The sequence below is a fragment of the Faecalibacterium sp. AM43-5AT genome, from assembly GCF_003603345.1.
GTDB lineage: Bacteria > Bacillota > Clostridia > Oscillospirales > Ruminococcaceae > Faecalibacterium > Faecalibacterium taiwanense.
On record NZ_QVGZ01000021.1, the window covers coordinates 1 to 16,500 of the forward strand.

Here is a 16,500-nt window from a genome sequence, read left to right on the forward strand (position 1 = left end):
GCAAACTCGGCATCCGTCAGCCGTTTCAGCTTTTCAATGACCTGCTCTGACAGTTCCCGCAAAGCAGTTTCATCCGGCATCAGGTAGCACTGCATCAGCCGCAGCTCCCGCACTAGCCCCTGCCGGGTGCCGGTATTGTAGAGCATCATCAGCATCAGTTCTTCGTGGTCAAAGTTCATGGGCATCCCTCGCTTTCCGGCAGACGGTGGGGTTGCACTCCGGGGCATCGCACTTTTCTTTAAGAGTTTGCAAAACCGAGGTGCGCTCCGGCTTTTTATCCAGAAAACCCGGCAACTCCTTGAAGCCGATGCTGTCCACATAATGCGCTGAAATCTTCCCATCCTGATTCAGCATGATTACATCGCTGACCGACAGGCTGTGCCCATGGTAGTCCAGAGGGCGGGCGCAGTTGAATTTCTGGTACAGTTGTTCCAACAGCTCTGCCTGCGGAACGCTGCGCTTTCCTTCCGGGAGGTTGCCCCGGTACAGGATCTCATAATTCTCAATGGACGGAGCAACGTTCTGCTTGTTCAGATAGCGCATGGCAGCAAAGCGCAGCGCAGGGTTCGCATCCTGTTGCAACTGCATGACCAGATAACAGTCGTGCCCGCTTTGCTGGAATTGCTTCATACGGTATGACTGTATCTCATTTCGGTCTGCAAGTTTCTGGGTAAACTCCTCCTGAGTGAGCGGGATGCAGTCTTTGTTCCGCAGATTGTGGCTGTACAGAATCTCGTCCCGCACCTCCTCAATCCTCAGTTCGGGCGCATCAATTTTCCCACGCTCCAACAGGCAGCAGTCGCCCTGATAGAGCGCATACTCCCACGAGCCATTATCTGCCGCCTGCACAGTGAGATAATAGTCGTATTCCAGATTCCACGCCCGGCAGTCCTGCTGCGTCAGCGGCTCCGGCTCTACAATGCCACGGCTGCGCGCCATGCGCTCTGCAAATTCACAGATGTGCTGCACCGTGGACCCGATCTTCATGTGGTAGTCATCGAGATATTCGACCTTCTCGGAACGCTGGTGCCCATCCGGGTAGGTCATCTGCACAACACCGCCGTCCGGCACCCGGAACAGCTCATTGTACTGCGGGTCGATGAAACGCACATCATTTTCCGGCAAAGAACGTGGAGCCAGATTCCTTCGCCTGCGAACCCCGGAGCGAAACTTCTCCAAGGTGGTAACGGCAACATTCTGGATCTTCCCCACAGGTTCATCCTGATGCTCAGCCAGATAGTACGCACGGGCGGTCTCGATGCGCCGCTGACTGTTGCCCAGAGCTTCCCGTGGAATCTGCCCTTCCTCCACCGGGAGCGGGCTACTTTTGTCGAAAACCTCGTACCCGACACCTTGGAGATTTTCCCGCAGATGCAGATACGTCTGCTCGTTGATCAGATATCTGCTGCCTCCAACTTCCGCCCAATTTGGGTGGAAGTTAAATCTGACCTAGCACCTTGATTTTTTAGTGCTTCCAGCTTCATTTTGTACGCAAAAGCCCGCTCACTGGGCAGGATATTTTCGCGCTGAAGGTTGGAATCCACCATCAATATCACTGCGGCATCGTCCGTCATTTCCCGGACGATAACGGGCAGCGTGTCCAGCCCGGCAATCTCGGCGGCGTGCTGACGGCGGTGGCCGGAGATGATCTCATATCCGCCTTCCGGTCGGGGCCTTGCAATCAGCGGAGCCAGTACGCCGTACTGTGCCACGCTTTCCACCGTACGCTGCATAGCCTCATCGTCCAGCACCTTGAATGGATGCTCCTTGAAAGGGAACAGCTCCTCGATGGGAATCTGCTGCACTTGCTCCCGTTTTTGCTCCTGCCGGGATTCTTCGGTGGAAAACATCTCATCGAGACCTTTCAGCGCCAAGTTTGCGTTGCTTTTCGGCATCGGCCAGCACCTCTCTCGTCAAAGATTGATAGGCCGCTGCCACCTTGCCTTTGGGGTCATGGGCAAAGATGCTCCTGCCCCCCGCGCTGATTTCCGCTGCACGGACAGAGTGCGAAATGGGCTGCTCAAACACCCGGATTTTGCTGCCGTACACCTGCCGAATCAGTGCATCGATTTCCCTGCCGTAATTGGTGCGGCTGTCCGTCATGGTCATCAGGATACCCTCGATTTTTAGCTTCGGGTTGATTTGCCGGCGCACTTTCTGAATGGTCTGCAGCAGCTGCTCCAGTCCCTTTGCCGAAAGGTACTGCGCCTGCACCGGAATCAGAGTGGTATCCGCTGCGGCCAGTGCATTGATGGCGGTATCTCCGCAGGAGATAATTATAAATTCGCACATAGTGCGTACCGCTAGCCATAGAAGCGGAGCGACTACGGTCAGCATTCCCAGAGACGGCGTACAATCCAGCAGGATATAATCGTATTCCCGCCGGGCGCTGTCCAACACCTGTTTGAGCATCTTTTCCCGGCTCATACTGTTGACAAGGGCCACTTCCAGCCCTGCCAGTTCGATGTTGGCCGGAATCAGGTCAACGCCTTCCACATGGTGCAGGATGCCTTCACCGAGCGGGATGCACTGGTCGTTCATGGCTTTTGCCATCAGGGCAGAAAGCGTAACAGGCAGTTCATCGGGCTGCTGCCAGCCCATGCTGATGGCAATGTCTGCGCAGCGGACAACTATGAATCCGCATGCAGTGCGCACAACTGGCCATAGGAGCGAAGCGACTATGGTAAGCGACCCCTGCGGGTCGGCATCCACCAGCAGCACCTTTTTGCCTTCCCGTGCAAGCCCCACGCCCAGATTTTCGCAGGTCGTGGTTTTGCCGGTTCCGCCTTTCTGATTGACGATGGCAATCGTGGTTGCTTTTTTCGACATTTTCATCACCCCCTGTTCGATAAATCATGATTGGTTTGGTTCTGGTAATAAAGCTGCATGGTCGTGGGTGCATTGTAGAGTGCAGCCATCCGTTTTTCACCGACAGCCCCATGCGGTCCAGCAGGATACCGTACAGCGTTTTGGCATCAGTGGACAGGTCCTTGAATTTTATGTCCCGGAATAAAATTTTGGGCACCCGGAAATACGAGAACATCTCGCCCGACTGCCCATAGAAATAGTCAAACATCCTGACTTCCTCGCTTGTTCTGCCTTGTCACATCCTTGACACCTCCGTTCGTAGTATGATGAAATATGTATGACTATCGTTATTTTTCTTTGCAAAGATGGCCTGCCATGCTACAATAGCCGCATCTACGGCCACCGGACAACAGGAAAGGAGTATCTCATGGCCAAAACTGCCGACACCATTGCCATCTATTCCCGCAAATCCCGCTATACCGGCAAGGGCGAAAGTATCGGAAATCAGATCGACCTCTGCCGCGAATATATCTGCACTCACTACGGCGATGCCGCTGCGGAACATGCCGTTGTCTTTGAGGACGAGGGCTTTTCCGGCGGCAACCTGAACCGCCCGGATTTCAAAAAGATGATGACTGCGGCCAAGGACCGGAAATTCAAGGCCATTGTGGTCTACCGTCTGGACCGCATCAGCCGCAACATCAGCGACTTTTCCAGCCTGATTGAAGAACTGGGACGGCTGGGCATCGACTTTGTGTTCATCCGTGAAAGTTTTGACACGTCCAGCCCCATGGGCCGCGCGATGATGTACATCGCATCGGTGTTCAGCCAACTGGAGCAGGAGACCATTGCAGAGCGTATCCGGGACAACATGCACAAGCTGGCAAAGACCGGGCGCTGGTTGGGCGGCACCACCCCCACGGGCTACGCCTCCGAGAGCATCAAGAGCATCACGGTCGACGGCAAGACCAAAAAGGTTTGCAAGCTGAAGCTGCTGCCGGATAAGGCAGAGAGCATCTACAAAATTTTCGACCTCTACGAGCAGTATGATTCCCTGACCATGACCGAGACCGAATTGCTGCGGCAGGGCATCAAAACAAAAACGGGCGTTCTTTCACCCGGTTTTCCATCAAGTTTATTTTGCAGAATCCTGTCCACCTGATTGCAGACAAGGACGCTTATCAGCATTTTGTGGACAACGAAGCAGAGTTGTTCTCCCCGGAGTCCGGAAAAAAGGCAAGCCCTCCTTCATAAATTACAGTAACCGTTTATGATACTATGGGGAGGGGTCGGCATGTTTTTATCTCTTCTGCAATTTTTTGCCACAAAGTTTCTGGTTTTGGCGCTTCATCTGGAAAGCGGCAGCTTTCCGCGGCCCCTCTCTGCCCGGGAGGAAACCGAAACCTTTGCCGCACTGCGTGCCGGTGACCCTGCCGCACGGGAAAAACTGATCCGGCACAATCTGCGTCTGGTGGCACACATCGTAAAAAAATACTACGCCCTGCCCGGCGATCAGGACGACCTTATTTCCATCGGCACCATCGGCCTGATGAAAGCGGTGGATACTTTCGACTCTGACCGTCGGGCACGCTTTTCCACCTACGCCAGCCGGTGCATTGAAAATGAGATCCGGATGCAGTTCCGCCGGAACCGCAAAACCGGCGGGACCGTCTCGCTGCAGGAAGCGCTGGAATCAGATGGTGACTCTGCGCTGACGCTGGCCGATGTGCTGCAGGACAGCTTCTGCATGGAGGACACCTGCGAAACGCAGGACGATATCCGCCGGATGCGGCAGCTGCTGGACGGCCTGCCCGCCAGGGAGCGACAGATCATTCTGCTGCGGTATGGTCTTTCCGGCCAGCCGCCGCTGACCCAGCTGGAAACTGCAAAACTGCTGGACATCAGCCGCAGCTATGTTTCCCGTCTGGAAACTCATGCGCTGGAACTTCTGCGCCAGCGGTGGGATGTTCCGGGCACAAAAACAGCGCAGAGGTGAGCGGTGCGCTCGCCCCTGCGCCATGCAGTCAGCTATCCAGGATTTTCAACTGCAGTTCGTCCAATTGTTCAAAAGTATACAGTCGATTCAGCGCTTCCACCAGCTCCTTTTTGGAAAGACGCGGCGGCAGGCCCAGCGCGTTCAGAAGCTTTGCCTTGCGCTCGGCGCTGCCCGGCCTGCCGGAAAGCCCCCACTCGTAGAGGTCGGTATAGGTGATCTGCCGTCCTTCCGGGCGGGCCGCTGCGGCACCCGCCTCAGCGCCAAGGGCATCACGCAGCGCCTGCAGAACGATGGCATCGTCCACGCCCTCGACCCCCAGCAGGCCCTCCTTGCCGGGCTGTTCCTTGCGCTTTTCCTTGCCGTGGATCGCGGGCACGTAAGCCTGCACCACATTCTTTTCTCCCACCAGATTGGTGATGTAGGTGCGGATGCGGAAGCCTGCTGCGTCCGAATCCGTGAGCAGGATCAGGCCGTTTTTCTGCGCCAGCGCTTTGAACAGCTGCTGGCGCTTTTTGTCGCTGTAAATGCCAAAGCCATCCGTCAGCAGGATCATGGCATCGGTCAGATGGGAAAGCCGGGCCGCATCGTATTTGCCCTCCACAATGAGCACCCGGCCTGTATGGATCATTTCGTTTTCCTTCATCGTCCGCTCCCCGCCATTGCCAACCGGCACAGCGCTGTTTCCAGCAGGATCTGGTCATCGGTAGGCTGGCTTTTCAGGCTCTGGTCCAGTTCCAGCAGCACCTGCATACAGTTTTCGATCTGGCCCAGCGTGTAATGCGAGGCTGTTTCGGCCGACCGCTTGAGCCGGTAATCACTGCCCTTATAGCCAAAATCCTTGAATACCGTGCTGTAATTTTTCCGTTTTGCTGCCCCCAGCTTGACCCGGTACAGATCCACATAGCTGCCGATCATGGCCGCTGTAATGGCAATGGGCTCCTGCTGCAGGCGCAGCAAAGTCTGCAGCTTTTTGCAGGCACCCGTGGCGTTTTTGGCGGTGATCATGCGGATCATCTCGAACACGTCTGCTTCCAGACTGACCGTGCCCATTTCCGCCACCATCGCTGCCGTGACCGTCTGATACCCGGACAATGCACAGAGTTTGTCCACCTCATTTTCCAAAAGGAACGGATCCTCGCCGCAGCGCTCCAGCAGCGCCGCCGCTGCGCCGTCCGGCAGGGTGGTTTTCTGCTCCTTTGCGCGGTCGATCATCATCATTTTCAGTTCAAAGGGCTTGGGCTTAGCCAATTCTTCGGTGTAGCCAAGCGCCTTGCACTGCGCGATCAGCTTCTGTGCGCGCTTGCCTGTTTTGAGCTTGCTGCGCTCCAGTTCAAACACACTTCCCAGCACCACCACAGCATTTTCCAGACTGGAAAGGGTGCTGTTCAGCTCTTCCAGATCCTTGTCACTGTAAGCTGCAGGGTCGATCTCCGGCAGCACCACCACACGCCGGGTACCAAAAAATGAGATGGTGCCCGCCGCCATGATGAGCTGTTCGATCTCCGGCGCAGCTCCATCCAGAACTGTGGCATCCTCGTCGCTGTCTGCGGTCAGGATGCGGGTGATGGCCGTGACCGCCTGCCGGACAAGATACCGCTCGCTGGAATAAAAATAATATACCGGACAGCCCTTGTCGGCCAGCTGCCGCAATTTTGCTTCCGTTGCCAAACGGCTCTCCCCTTTCTGCTGTAGCTGGTACTATACTTATAGCAAATGTTATTGTACCACACTCGGCCCGGATTGCAAAGCATCAGTGCAGTTTCAGCCCGCCGCGCCGCCGCAGGCTGATGGATGCCGCCCGTTCTTTTCTGTTGTCCATCCAGTCATAGCTGCGCAGGGCCAGAACATTTTTATACTGCACAGCATCTGGCTTTGCAGGGGATGCCAGCAGCCACTGCACTGTGACCTGTTTTGCCAGTTCTGCAGTTCCATTGACCACGGCAAACTGCCGGTTGCCCACAGTCAGCCGCACAAGACAGCCATTCCGGGTGCGCAGCATTTCTACCAGAGCCGGTGTGCACCGCAGCTTTTGTGCTGTGTTCACCGCCATTTCTGCTGCCGGAAGTGTCCGCTCTGCTTCCAGTGTACAGGCCGTTTTAGGGTTTGTACGCAGGTCTGCCACAAGCTCCACAGTCTGCACGCCCCGTCGGGCAAGCTGGTTTTCCACTGCGTTCTGGGCAGAAGCTCCGCCCCGGAACAGCACCACGGCGGTATCGTTCTGGGTGACGACCACTGCCGGCGCGTTGGCGCTGCCTACAAGGTCGATGTGCACCACATCCCGGCTGAGAGCATTGCCCAGCCCGATGGAAACAGCTGCCGCCAGCAGGATGCATGGCCCTGCCACCCGCAGCCGTACTCTCCAGTGGAACGCCAGCCAGCCCAACAGGATCAGCACCAGACACACGATGGCTGCATAGGCCGTATCGAAGTAGATGCCCGCGCCCGGTTTTGCAGAGATCCAGACGGCCCAGCGGTCGAGCAGGCCGGTCAACGCCGCAGACGCTGCAGACAGCACACCGTACAACGGAGCAAGAGCTGGCACCAGACCGGCAAAGGCCGTGCCAAGGCCCAGCAGCATCATGGGCTGGATGAGCCACAGCACCGCCACACTGGATGCCACCGCATAAATGCTCACACTCAGCCCGCGCAGCACCAGCACCGGGAATGTGGCCACCGAAGCACAAAACGAGATGCAAATGCTTTCCGCAAGGCCCCAAAAACGTTCCGGCAGTTTGAAATACCATGGGCGCTTCACCGGATTCTTTGCGTTCTTCCAGAAGCGGCGGTACCACGCATCCCGGGCGCGGCGGATGCACACACCGCCTGCCACCGTGCCCACCACCGCCGCAAACGAAAGTTCAAAGCCGATATCGCACACTGCATAGCTGTTGCCTGCGGTCATAACGATACCTGCCACCGCCAGAGAGGTAAGGGTATCCGGCGGGCCGTACAGCCACACACCCAGTGCACCGACCCAGACCGCCACTGCGGCGCGGCATACCGAGGGTGTGAAGCCGGTCACGCCCATCAGCAGAAAGGCCAGCAGACTTCGGAATACCGCCCGGCGTCTGCGCCTGCGGTAGCTCTGCTCCCACTCGTAGGGCAGGAGTGTGCTGAGGATATCACCGCACAAAATGGACACATGCATTCCGCTTACCACCAGCACATGGGCAAGACCCGCGCCCCGGTAGGCGCTGCGCATGGCCGAAGACAGATAACTCCGGTCGCCGGTAGTCATGGCAGCCAGCACACCGCCGGTCTTGCCGTCCATACGGCGGCGCAGCGACGCACTGAGCCTTTGCTGCAGGCGGTGGGTGCGGGCGCGGAAGCTGCCGCTTTCGCCCAGAACTGTAAGCTCCGGCCCGTCCTCGTCCATTTCCGCCTGCAGAGCGATGCCGTCCGCATACAGGCCGACCCGGCTTCCGGATGCCGGGGCCGACAGTATAAATCTTCCCTGCACCCTTTCCCCGGCTTTGCACTCCGGCAAAGCACTGCACTCCACCCGGAAGGATGCCGCGCTGCCGTTCACTTTCTCTACATGCAAAACCGCATCCACGATACCGGGATCGTAGGAATCCGCCGTGCTTTCCACCTCTGCGGTCAGCACCAGCGGACGGCCTGCATACTGCACACGGATGCGCTCCAGCCGGTTTGCCGTGTGCAGCACCGATGCCATACCCACAGCAGCACCCAGCAGGATGCAGAGCGCTGCTTTGCGGGCAGCATCAAAGATGCACAGCACCAGACAAACGGCAACAAAAAATGCCGCAAACGGCACAAAAAGCTCCGTTTGCGGCAAAAAAACGCACACTAACTCCACACCCAGCATTCCAGCGCAGAAAACGCAGAGCGGGCGGCGCATTGCAGCTTAGTGGAAGAACAGAGGCAGCGGCTCCAGGAAGATGATATCCTTGCGCTCAGCTGCATCGCCCTCGGCCAGAACAGCGGCCTGGCCCACAATGGTGCACTGGGTCTGCTCAGCCAGCGCATCCAGAGCCTTGAGCGAACCGCCGGTGGAAATGACATCGTCCACCACCAGAACGCGCTTGCCGCTCATCTTGTCCAGCTCCTTGCGGTCGATGACCAGCTTCTGCTTGCCTGCGGTGGTAATGGACTGATCCTCCACCACCACGGGGTCGGTCATATACAGCTTTTCGCCCTTGCGTGCGCAGACATAGGGCTTGCCGCTCTGGCGGCTCATCTCGTGTGCCAGAGGGATGCCCTTGGCCTCGGCGGTCAGCAGGATATCAAAATCCGGGCACTTCTTCAGCAGTTCAGCGGCAGCAGCCACGGTCAGCTCGGCATCACCCAGCATGATAAAAGCAGCAATGTCCATGTGGTCATTCACCTTGCAGACGGTCAGCTCACGGGTCAGGCCTGCAACGTGCAGAGTATAGGTCCCAGCCATAATTCAACGCTCCCTTTTTATTGGAATCAGACAGGCAGCTTTTCGCCGCCCAGAACATGGAAATGTAGATGTTTCACGGTCTGGCCTGCGTCCTCGCCAACATTGGAGATGACGCGGTAGCCGTTGTTCAGGCCCTGCTCCGCAGCCAGCTTTGCGATCACTGCAAAGATATGGCCCAGCAGTGCGCCGTCCTCTTCGGTCAGCGCAGCGGCAGAGACAATGTGCTTTTTGGGCACCACCAGAAAGTGCACCTTGGCCTGCGGGTTGATGTCGTAAAACGCCACCACCTGCTCGTCCTCGTACAGCTTCTTGGAGGGGATTTTCCCCTCCGCGATCATACAGAACAGACAATCTTCCATGGGAAACAACTCCTTCCTGATATTTTATAAACGTCCCCGCCCTCTCCCCTTTGGAGAACCCGAGAGGGCGAACCCGTTTTCTTATTCGCCCAGAGCCTTCTTGACGATGGTGCCGACAGCAGCCAGAGCTTCGTCGATCTTGGTCTCGTCCTTCAGGCCGGCCATTGCAAAGTCCGGCTTGCCGCCGCCCTTGCCGCCGGCAATGGCAGCGATCTCCTTGACCAGAGCACCGGCCTTCAGGCCCTTTTCCTGTGCCTGTTTGGTCACAGTGACAGCCATGGTGATCTTATCCTCAGCCTTGCCCACCAGAACCGCCACAGCGGGCTTCACAGCCTTGTCGCGGATGGTATCGCACATGCCGCGCAGGGTGTCGCCGGTGGTGCCGGTGAAGTATGCAGAAGCGATCTTCACGCCGCCGATCTCCTCGGCATTATCAAACAGGCTGGTCACCTTGGAAGCGGCGACCTGTGCCTTGATCTCTTCCAGTTCCTTGGCCAGAGCCTTGTTCTCAGCCATCACGGCCTCAGCACGGACGGGCAGAGCGGTCACGTTGTTTGCCTTCAGGGTGTTTGCCACGGTATGCAGCATAGCCTCCTGCAGGTTTGCACGGATCAGCAGGTTGCGGCCGGTGACAGCCTCGATGCGGCGGATGCCCGCAGCAACGGAGGCCTCGCTCACGATCTTGAAGCCGCCGATCTGGGCGGTGTTCTTCACGTGGGTGCCGCCGCAGAACTCGGTAGACCAACCCTCGATGTCCACAACACGCACGACCTTGCCGTACTTTTCGCCGAACAGAGCCATTGCACCCAGCTTCTTGGCTTCCTCAATGGGCATTTCCCGGACGGTGACGTTCATGGACTCGTAGATCTTGTCGTTCACGATCTTCTGCACGCGGGCCAGCTCCTCGGGAGTGACAGCGCTGAAGTGGGTAAAGTCGAAGTGAGTGATCTCTGCATCCTGATAGGAGCCTGCCTGATGGACGTGGTCGCCCAGCACTTCACGCAGAGCTGCCTGCAGCAGATGGGTGGCGGTGTGGTTGCGGGCAATGGCCATGCGGTATTCCTTATCCACCTGAGCGGTCAGGTGGTCGCCCACCTTCACGATGCCGCTCTCCAGCACGCAGGTGTGGACGTAGTATCCCTTGGGGGTCTTCTTTACATCCAGCACGCGCAGGCTGCAGTCGGCGCTGTTCAGCATGCCGTGGTCCGCAGCCTGACCGCCCATCTCAGCGTAGAAGGGAGTCTTATCCAGAACCACCAGCACGCCGTCCTTCGCTTCCTCGTCGGTAGCAATGGCATCGGTCAGGGTCTCCTCGTCGCTCAGGGCGACCACAACACCGGTGTCGTTCAGGGTCTCGTAGCCGGTAAAGACGGTGGGCTCTGCATCCAGCGCACCGAACAGATCCTCGCTCCAGCCGGAGATGTTCTTCTTCAGGCGCTCTGCACGGGCACGCTCCTTCTGCTTGGTCATTTCGGCGTGGAAGCCTTCCTCGTCGATCTCAATGCCCTGCTCTGCAGCGATCTCCTTGGTCAGATCCAGCGGGAAACCGAAGGTATCGTTCAGCTTGAACACATCCAGACCCTTCAGCAGGTGCTGATGTGCCTTTTCCAGACCGTCGATCATGTTGTTCAGGATGTTCATGCCGGCATCAATGGTGCGGGCAAAGTTTGCCTCCTCGGTGCCGATGACCTTCTTGATATAAGCATCGTGCTCGCGCAGCTCGGGGTATGCGCTCTCGCTGGACTGGATGACAGTCTCCACCAGCTCCACCAGGAACGGGCGGGTGATGCCCAGCATACGGCCATGGCGGGCAGCACGGCGCAGCAGGCGGCGCAGCACATAGCCGCGGCCCTCGTTGGAAGGCAGGATGCCGTCGGACACCATGAAGGTGCAGCTGCGGATGTGGTCGGTGATGACGCGGATGGAGATATCGTTCTTGTCGTCTTCGCCGTAGGTCTTGTTGGCAATGTGCTCTACATGGTGCAGCACGCTCTGCACGGTGTCCACCTCAAACAGGTTGCCCACGCCCTGCATCACGCAGGCCAGACGTTCCAGACCCATGCCGGTATCGATGTTGGGGCGTGCCAGACGCTCGTAGTGGCCCTTGCCGTCGGCATCGAACTGACTGAACACCAGATTCCAGATCTCCATATAGCGGTCGCAGTCGCAGCCCACGCCGCAGGTCGGCTTGCCGCAGCCGTACTCGGGGCCGCGGTCAAAGTAGATCTCGGAGCAGGGGCCGCACGGGCCGGAGCCATGCTCCCAGAAGTTGTCTTCCTTGCCAAGACGCACCATGTGGTCAGGGGCGATGCCCACCTTCTTGGTCCAGATATCGTAAGCCTCGTCGTCCTCTTCGTACACAGAGATGTGCAGGCGGTCCTTCGGAATGGCCATCCACTCGTCAGAAGTCAGGAACTCCCATGCCCAGGGAATGACCTCCTCTTTGAAGTAATCCTGGAAGGAGAAGTTGCCCAGCATCTCAAAGAAGGTGCCGTGGCGGGCAGTGATGCCAACGCGCTCAATATCCGGGGTGCGGATGCACTTCTGGCAGGTGGTCACGCGGTGACGGGGCGGCTCTTCCTGAGCCAGAAACCACTTTTTCATGGGGGCCATGCCGCTGTTGATCAGCAGCAGGCTGGGGTCGTTCTTGGGCACCAGCGGGAAGCTGTCCAGACGCAGGTGGCCCTTGCTCTCAAAGAAGCTCAGGTACTTTTCACGCAGTTCATTCAAACCGGTCCATTGCATAGGTTTTCTCTCCTCAATCGTCTTTGGCGCTCAGGCGCCGTTTTTATGCTGTTATGGCAGAGGGGCGGCACGGTGAAAAAACAAAAAGCAGCCCTCATCCCAAAAGGGACGAAGGCTGCTTGTGCATCAAACTCCGTGGTACCACCCAAATTGCAAAGGATAAAATGTGTCCCCTGCCGCTTTCGGCGCGTTAACGCTGCGCTGCGTCCGACTTGTGTCGCCGGAAGCTCCGGGGCGGCGCAAAATGGAACCGACCGGAACGCCTTGCAGCTGGAAGCGCTCTCTCTGAACGGCGGTGTGCATTTCTGACCCCATCATTGCCATCTGTCATAATTTTACATTCCGCAAAGCAGACACAATGCCCCTTTGCGTACAGCTAAATTATAGCATACGCAAAACGTTTGTCAACGGTTTTGAGCAAAATTTACGGCACCCAGATGCGGCGCACCTCCAGCACCTTGCCGCCCTGCACCACCAGCGTGGTATTATAGGTGGTCCAGTTATCGGGGTCTGCATTGATCGCTGCTGCCACCGCATCCGCACCCGTAGTCTCCACGGCTTCGGCCTGCGGGTCGGCAGAACTGTCCTTCAGCACTACATCCTCTGCCAGCGGCATCGTCTTTTCTCCCATCTCGTAATAGAGCGGGTAATCGTCAAAGGTCATCGTCCGGTAGGTGTCATCATCCTCCAGCTTCAAGTCCAACCCGCCGGGCTGCTCCATGCCGCCGTTGATGCTTACAAAATGGTGCTGGTCATTCCGCTCAATGCTTTTCACCTCGGTTGTCACACATTGATCCTGCGCCGCACCCTCTTCATGGAAGGCGATCTTATCGCCGACAGCAAGCTTTTCAATCTCCTCTTTCTTATAAATGTCGTAGCCGAACACCTTTGCAGTCAATTTACCGTTCTGCACACCGGAGGTAATGGAGGCAGAAACAAATGTGGTGGTCTGCGTGTCATCAAGGTCATCCAGTGTCCATGTCCGCAGATTGATCGGTTCCGTAACGCCTTCTTCTGCCACATGGGACGAGGCCGGCACTGCACTGGATGCGGGGGTGCTGGCGGGGGTGCCGGAGCCGCCGCAGGCCGTCAATGCGATGCCCGCAGCCAGAACAGCCAGAATCTTATATTTCAGGTTCATAAAAATACCTTCTTTCTTGACGCGGTAGATTTATTCCGCTACAATAAAAACGAATCAAGAACCCATTCTATTGCAACTGATTTTAAGATAGAGAGGAATTTCCCGTGAAAATTTTAAAAGTAAAGTGTCTTGCCCCCACCCGGCTGGACAACTATCTGACCCAGCAGTTCCCCGCACTGACCCCGGGCCGCCTGAACAAGGCCCTGCGGGAGAACAAGATCAAGCTGAACGGCAAAAAGCAGCCGCTTTCCACCCGCGTGATGGCCGGTGACGAGATCAAGCTGTTCATTCTGGATGAAGTTCTGGATGCGGACAGGCGTGTGGACGGCCCGGCGTGGAAGAACGCCCGCGGCCCGGCACAGGTGGTCTACGACTGCCCGCAGATCGTCGTTGTGAACAAGCCCGCCGGTCTTGCCGTGGACGGCCCGGAGGACGACACCCTGCTGAACCGCACCCTGCTCTACCTGAACCAGCAGGGCGAGTACAAGGAGAACGACCTGTACACCCCGGCGCTGTGCCACCGGCTGGACACCGGCACCAGCGGCCTTGTCATCGTTGCCAAGACCCCGGAGGCCGAAGAGCTGTTCCTTGCAGCCATCAAGAACCGCGAAGTGAAAAAGACCTACCTCTGCGTCACCTTCGGCCGTCCGATGCCGCCGGATGCCACTCTGGGCGGTTATCTGCTCAAGGACGCGGACCGCGGCATCGTGAAGATCGTGGAAGAAAAGCAGCCCGGTGCCAAGGAAGTGGAGACCCGGTACGAGACCATCGCCGTCTCCGGCCGTCTGGCCCTGCTGAAGGTGCAGCTGATCACCGGCCGCACCCATCAGATCCGCGCACACATGGCCAGCATCGGCTGTCCCATTCTGGGCGACAGCAAATACGGCAACAACACAGCCAACCGCGAGCTGAAGCTCAAGTATCAGGCCCTGTGCGCCTACGAGCTTACTATGCCCCGCTTCAACCAGCCGGATTTTGAGTTCCTCAGCGGCAAGACCTTCCGCGCACCAAAGCCCTGGTATTACAGTCAGGTACTGGACGGAACCCTGAAATAAGCTTTTTTTACAACAAATTACAGCAAAAAAAGAAGTCCCGGAAGTGTATTCCGGGACTTCTTTTTTTCGTTTATGATTTTACTGGAATAGACCGCCAAACCAGCCCAGAGTGGACTCAGTTGCATTTGCAAAGGCATCCTGAACCTCCTGAATGCTGTCCAGCAGCTTGGTGCCCTCGGTATCCTTCACCGACCAGTAAACGCCGCTGCTTGCCGAGCCATCCGAAACCGTGAAGTCACTGGTAAAGCAGAGGTTATCGCCCTGAGAATCGGTCACGACCACCATGTAGGTGTAATTGCCTGCGGGCAGTTCACCAAAGCGGATGGAGCTGTCCAGCGACTTGAAGGAGAAGATCGCCGTATTGGGTGCTGCCTGTGCAGTGAACACCGTCTGGTCGTTCTCGTCCAGCACTGCCACCTGCACATTGGTCAGGGTGGTGCCCAGCGCAGCATTTGCAGTGCCGGTCAGCGCCATGCCCTTGCCCGCACGGACATTGATGGGGTAGCTCATGCCTTCCAGACGCAGGCCGTCAGCCTCTGCAGCAATGGAGTTGTGATCTGATGCCACATACCAGTAGCAGGAGGACCTATTGACCGAAACGCTGGAGTTTTCCAGCGGGATGCGTCCGGAAGAGATGTTGCCTGCCGGATCGGAGCAATAGAAGGTGCCGTTGGTGTAGTCGGTGAGCAGCACTGCATGGGGCTGGCCGCGGTCATACAGCACGATGCCCTCCGGGTGCTGCGAAAGCAGGGTGATCAGGGTCTGCACTTTTTCCTGTTTGCGGGAGGGCAGTGTGCCGTAGCCCACCTGCATCTCCTTATATGTAAAGCTGTGGGAAAGCCCGTTGGACCATGCTGTGGAACGGACACTGTTCTCGGTCACAGTGGACCAGTCGGTCAGGCCGTCAAAATAGGCACGGCGGCGCAGCATCATGGCTGCGGATGCCAGCGTGCAGGTGCCGCCGCGGCTCTGCTTGAAGTAGAAGCCTGCGTCCACATTCAGATCAACCGCCAAGGCAGCCGGCAGGCAGGTGAGCATAAACACCAGTGTCAGCACAAGGCTCAGCAGTTTTTTACGGGACGGTGCAGCGGTATTCACGGGTAGGTTCTCCTTTCAGCTTCCATGGTTTGTTACGTTTACCACCATAAAGTATACCAACCTGTTACCTTTTTGTAAACGTTTGTGAAGCTTTTTTCTCAATATCAACACGTTTTGGCAGTTTTTGTTGGAGAGAATGCACAGTTTCCGGCAAGATATTCTACATTTTTTACAAAAATCCCGTCCTGACATTTTTCAAGCACACCGCATTTTGCATTCTTTTTTCATTTTCTGACCACGCTGTGGGCAAACAAAAAAGCTCCACAAACGAACAAGTTCGTCTGTGGAGCTTTTGGTCCAGCAAGACTGGACAAATCCGAACTTGTCGGGGCAAGGCCCCTCCATCTTGCTTGCGCAAGACCGTTCTGTTGCTCAAAAGCCCCACTGGGGCTTTCGTTGCTTCGCAAACGCAAACTTTTTTCTCCGCAATCAGCGGTCAAAGTATCCTCAAATCGGACGGTTTGGGTGCCATCCTTGTAGTTGAACGTGACCAGCATCCGGTCATCGTACAGGAAAATGGCATTCACAAAAATTTCAATTAGCGCTTTCCGCTGTTTTTTCTGCGAAATATCGAACTTTCTAAATTTCAGCAGCCAGAACCGAATGAACTCTTCGTTGAAGCTGGGCTTCTTCAACTTTTCGTCTGCGATTTTTGCAGTCAGCTCGTCCTTCTGAATCTCCAGTGCTTCCAGACGTTCTTTCGTTGTCCGGGTGAATAAGCCTTCCTCGATGGCTTTCATCAGGTTGTCCAGTTTCTTGTCTACTTCCCGGAGCTGCTTTTCCAGCAGCGGGATCGTGGTGTTCTCCTGATTCTGGACATCCATGATCAGTTGAACAATCTTGTCGATCACCGCATCGTCCTGAATCAGCTTCATGGTCTCCCGGACGAC

At 56.9% G+C, this 16,500-nt stretch carries 14 protein-coding genes and 3 pseudogenes; 3 read left to right on the forward strand and 14 right to left on the reverse strand.

The window, feature by feature from the left end; translation table 11 throughout:
• From DW937_RS14115 to DW937_RS14135, 5 genes and pseudogenes are all read right to left on the reverse strand, one after another.
• Positions 1 to 179 (reverse strand): transposon-transfer assisting family protein (locus DW937_RS14115; protein WP_120121437.1); only part of this gene is annotated, 179 nt, incomplete at its 3' end.
• The gene (locus DW937_RS14970) at positions 169 to 1,311 is read right to left on the reverse strand and encodes a YodL domain-containing protein (RefSeq protein WP_165852949.1); all 1,143 of its coding nucleotides are present in this window, start codon (positions 1,309 to 1,311) and stop codon (positions 169 to 171) included. The genes DW937_RS14970 and DW937_RS14115, both read right to left, overlap by 11 nt.
• A 110-nt stretch (positions 1,312 to 1,421) precedes the next feature.
• Positions 1,422 to 1,895, reverse strand: a pseudogene (locus DW937_RS14125) (ParB/RepB/Spo0J family partition protein); the annotation flags it as partial.
• Positions 1,852 to 2,835 (reverse strand): AAA family ATPase, encoded by a 984-nt coding sequence (locus tag DW937_RS14130; protein ID WP_097778310.1) that lies wholly within the window; start codon positions 2,833 to 2,835, stop codon positions 1,852 to 1,854. The gene DW937_RS14130 and the pseudogene DW937_RS14125, both read right to left, overlap by 44 nt.
• A 76-nt stretch (positions 2,836 to 2,911) precedes the next feature.
• Positions 2,912 to 3,076, reverse strand: a pseudogene (locus tag DW937_RS14135) (replication initiator protein A); the annotation flags it as partial.
• A gap of 69 nt (positions 3,077 to 3,145) precedes the next feature.
• Between DW937_RS14135 and DW937_RS14140 the strand changes: the two are divergent.
• Together DW937_RS14140 and DW937_RS14145 are read left to right on the forward strand one after the other, a co-directional pair.
• Positions 3,146 to 3,970, forward strand: a complete 825-nt coding sequence (locus DW937_RS14140; protein ID WP_243111498.1) for a recombinase family protein — start codon at positions 3,146 to 3,148, stop codon at positions 3,968 to 3,970.
• A 132-nt stretch (positions 3,971 to 4,102) separates the two neighbouring features.
• The gene (locus DW937_RS14145) at positions 4,103 to 4,804 is read left to right on the forward strand and encodes a sigma-70 family RNA polymerase sigma factor (protein WP_243111499.1); all 702 of its coding nucleotides are present in this window, start codon (positions 4,103 to 4,105) and stop codon (positions 4,802 to 4,804) included.
• Between the two features lie 28 nt (positions 4,805 to 4,832).
• Here the strand turns inward: DW937_RS14145 and DW937_RS14150 are convergent, their stop codons facing one another.
• From DW937_RS14150 to DW937_RS14185, 7 genes are all read right to left on the reverse strand, one after another.
• A complete protein-coding gene (locus tag DW937_RS14150) occupies positions 4,833 to 5,447 on the reverse strand; it encodes a DUF4093 domain-containing protein (RefSeq protein WP_097774702.1) in 615 nt (204 codons plus the stop codon).
• The gene (gene holA, locus DW937_RS14155) at positions 5,444 to 6,472 is read right to left on the reverse strand and encodes a DNA polymerase III subunit delta (RefSeq protein WP_120121425.1); all 1,029 of its coding nucleotides are present in this window, start codon (positions 6,470 to 6,472) and stop codon (positions 5,444 to 5,446) included. The genes DW937_RS14150 and holA overlap by 4 nt, the downstream gene beginning before the upstream one ends.
• Positions 6,473 to 6,554: 82 nt before the next feature.
• Complete coding sequence (locus DW937_RS14160; protein ID WP_243111500.1) at positions 6,555 to 8,582, reverse strand: ComEC/Rec2 family competence protein; 2,028 nt, start codon at positions 8,580 to 8,582, stop codon at positions 6,555 to 6,557.
• 90 nt (positions 8,583 to 8,672) lie between these two features.
• A complete protein-coding gene (locus DW937_RS14165; protein ID WP_120121427.1) occupies positions 8,673 to 9,212 on the reverse strand; it encodes a phosphoribosyltransferase family protein in 540 nt (179 codons plus the stop codon).
• A gap of 26 nt (positions 9,213 to 9,238) precedes the next feature.
• A complete protein-coding gene (locus tag DW937_RS14170; RefSeq protein WP_005946271.1) occupies positions 9,239 to 9,571 on the reverse strand; it encodes a histidine triad nucleotide-binding protein in 333 nt (110 codons plus the stop codon).
• A gap of 81 nt (positions 9,572 to 9,652) precedes the next feature.
• On the reverse strand, positions 9,653 to 12,316 hold the full coding sequence (gene alaS / locus DW937_RS14175; RefSeq protein ID WP_120121429.1) for an alanine--tRNA ligase: 2,664 nt from the start codon (positions 12,314 to 12,316) through the stop codon (positions 9,653 to 9,655).
• Between the two features lie 424 nt (positions 12,317 to 12,740).
• A complete protein-coding gene (locus DW937_RS14185) occupies positions 12,741 to 13,457 on the reverse strand; it encodes a hypothetical protein (RefSeq protein ID WP_120121432.1) in 717 nt (238 codons plus the stop codon).
• A 104-nt stretch (positions 13,458 to 13,561) separates the two neighbouring features.
• On the opposite strand from DW937_RS14185, the gene DW937_RS14190 reads away from it, so the two are divergent.
• A complete protein-coding gene (locus DW937_RS14190) occupies positions 13,562 to 14,512 on the forward strand; it encodes an RluA family pseudouridine synthase (RefSeq protein ID WP_120121434.1) in 951 nt (316 codons plus the stop codon).
• Positions 14,513 to 14,590: 78 nt separating this feature from the next.
• Here DW937_RS14190 and DW937_RS14195 read toward each other — a convergent pair whose 3' ends face one another.
• Positions 14,591 to 15,610: a hypothetical protein gene (locus DW937_RS14195; RefSeq protein ID WP_243089069.1), complete on the reverse strand. Its 1,020-nt coding sequence runs from the start codon at positions 15,608 to 15,610 to the stop codon at positions 14,591 to 14,593.
• Positions 15,611 to 15,834: 224 nt separating this feature from the next.
• Positions 15,835 to 16,500 (reverse strand): annotated as a pseudogene (locus tag DW937_RS14205) (hypothetical protein); the annotation flags it as partial.

Coding starts and splice junctions, on each gene's coding strand:
- DW937_RS14140 (WP_243111498.1), top strand. CDS start 3,146: ATGACTATCGTTATTTTTCTTTGCAAAGATGGCCTGCCATGCTACAAT.
- DW937_RS14185 (WP_120121432.1), bottom strand. CDS start 13,457: ATGAACCTGAAATATAAGATTCTGGCTGTTCTGGCTGCGGGCATCGCA.
- DW937_RS14170 (WP_005946271.1), bottom strand. CDS start 9,571: ATGGAAGATTGTCTGTTCTGTATGATCGCGGAGGGGAAAATCCCCTCC.
- DW937_RS14165 (WP_120121427.1), bottom strand. CDS start 9,212: ATGGCTGGGACCTATACTCTGCACGTTGCAGGCCTGACCCGTGAGCTG.
- DW937_RS14150 (WP_097774702.1), bottom strand. CDS start 5,447: ATGAAGGAAAACGAAATGATCCATACAGGCCGGGTGCTCATTGTGGAG.
- DW937_RS14145 (WP_243111499.1), top strand. CDS start 4,103: ATGTTTTTATCTCTTCTGCAATTTTTTGCCACAAAGTTTCTGGTTTTG.
- DW937_RS14130 (WP_097778310.1), bottom strand. CDS start 2,835: ATGAAAATGTCGAAAAAAGCAACCACGATTGCCATCGTCAATCAGAAA.
- alaS (WP_120121429.1), bottom strand. CDS start 12,316: ATGCAATGGACCGGTTTGAATGAACTGCGTGAAAAGTACCTGAGCTTC.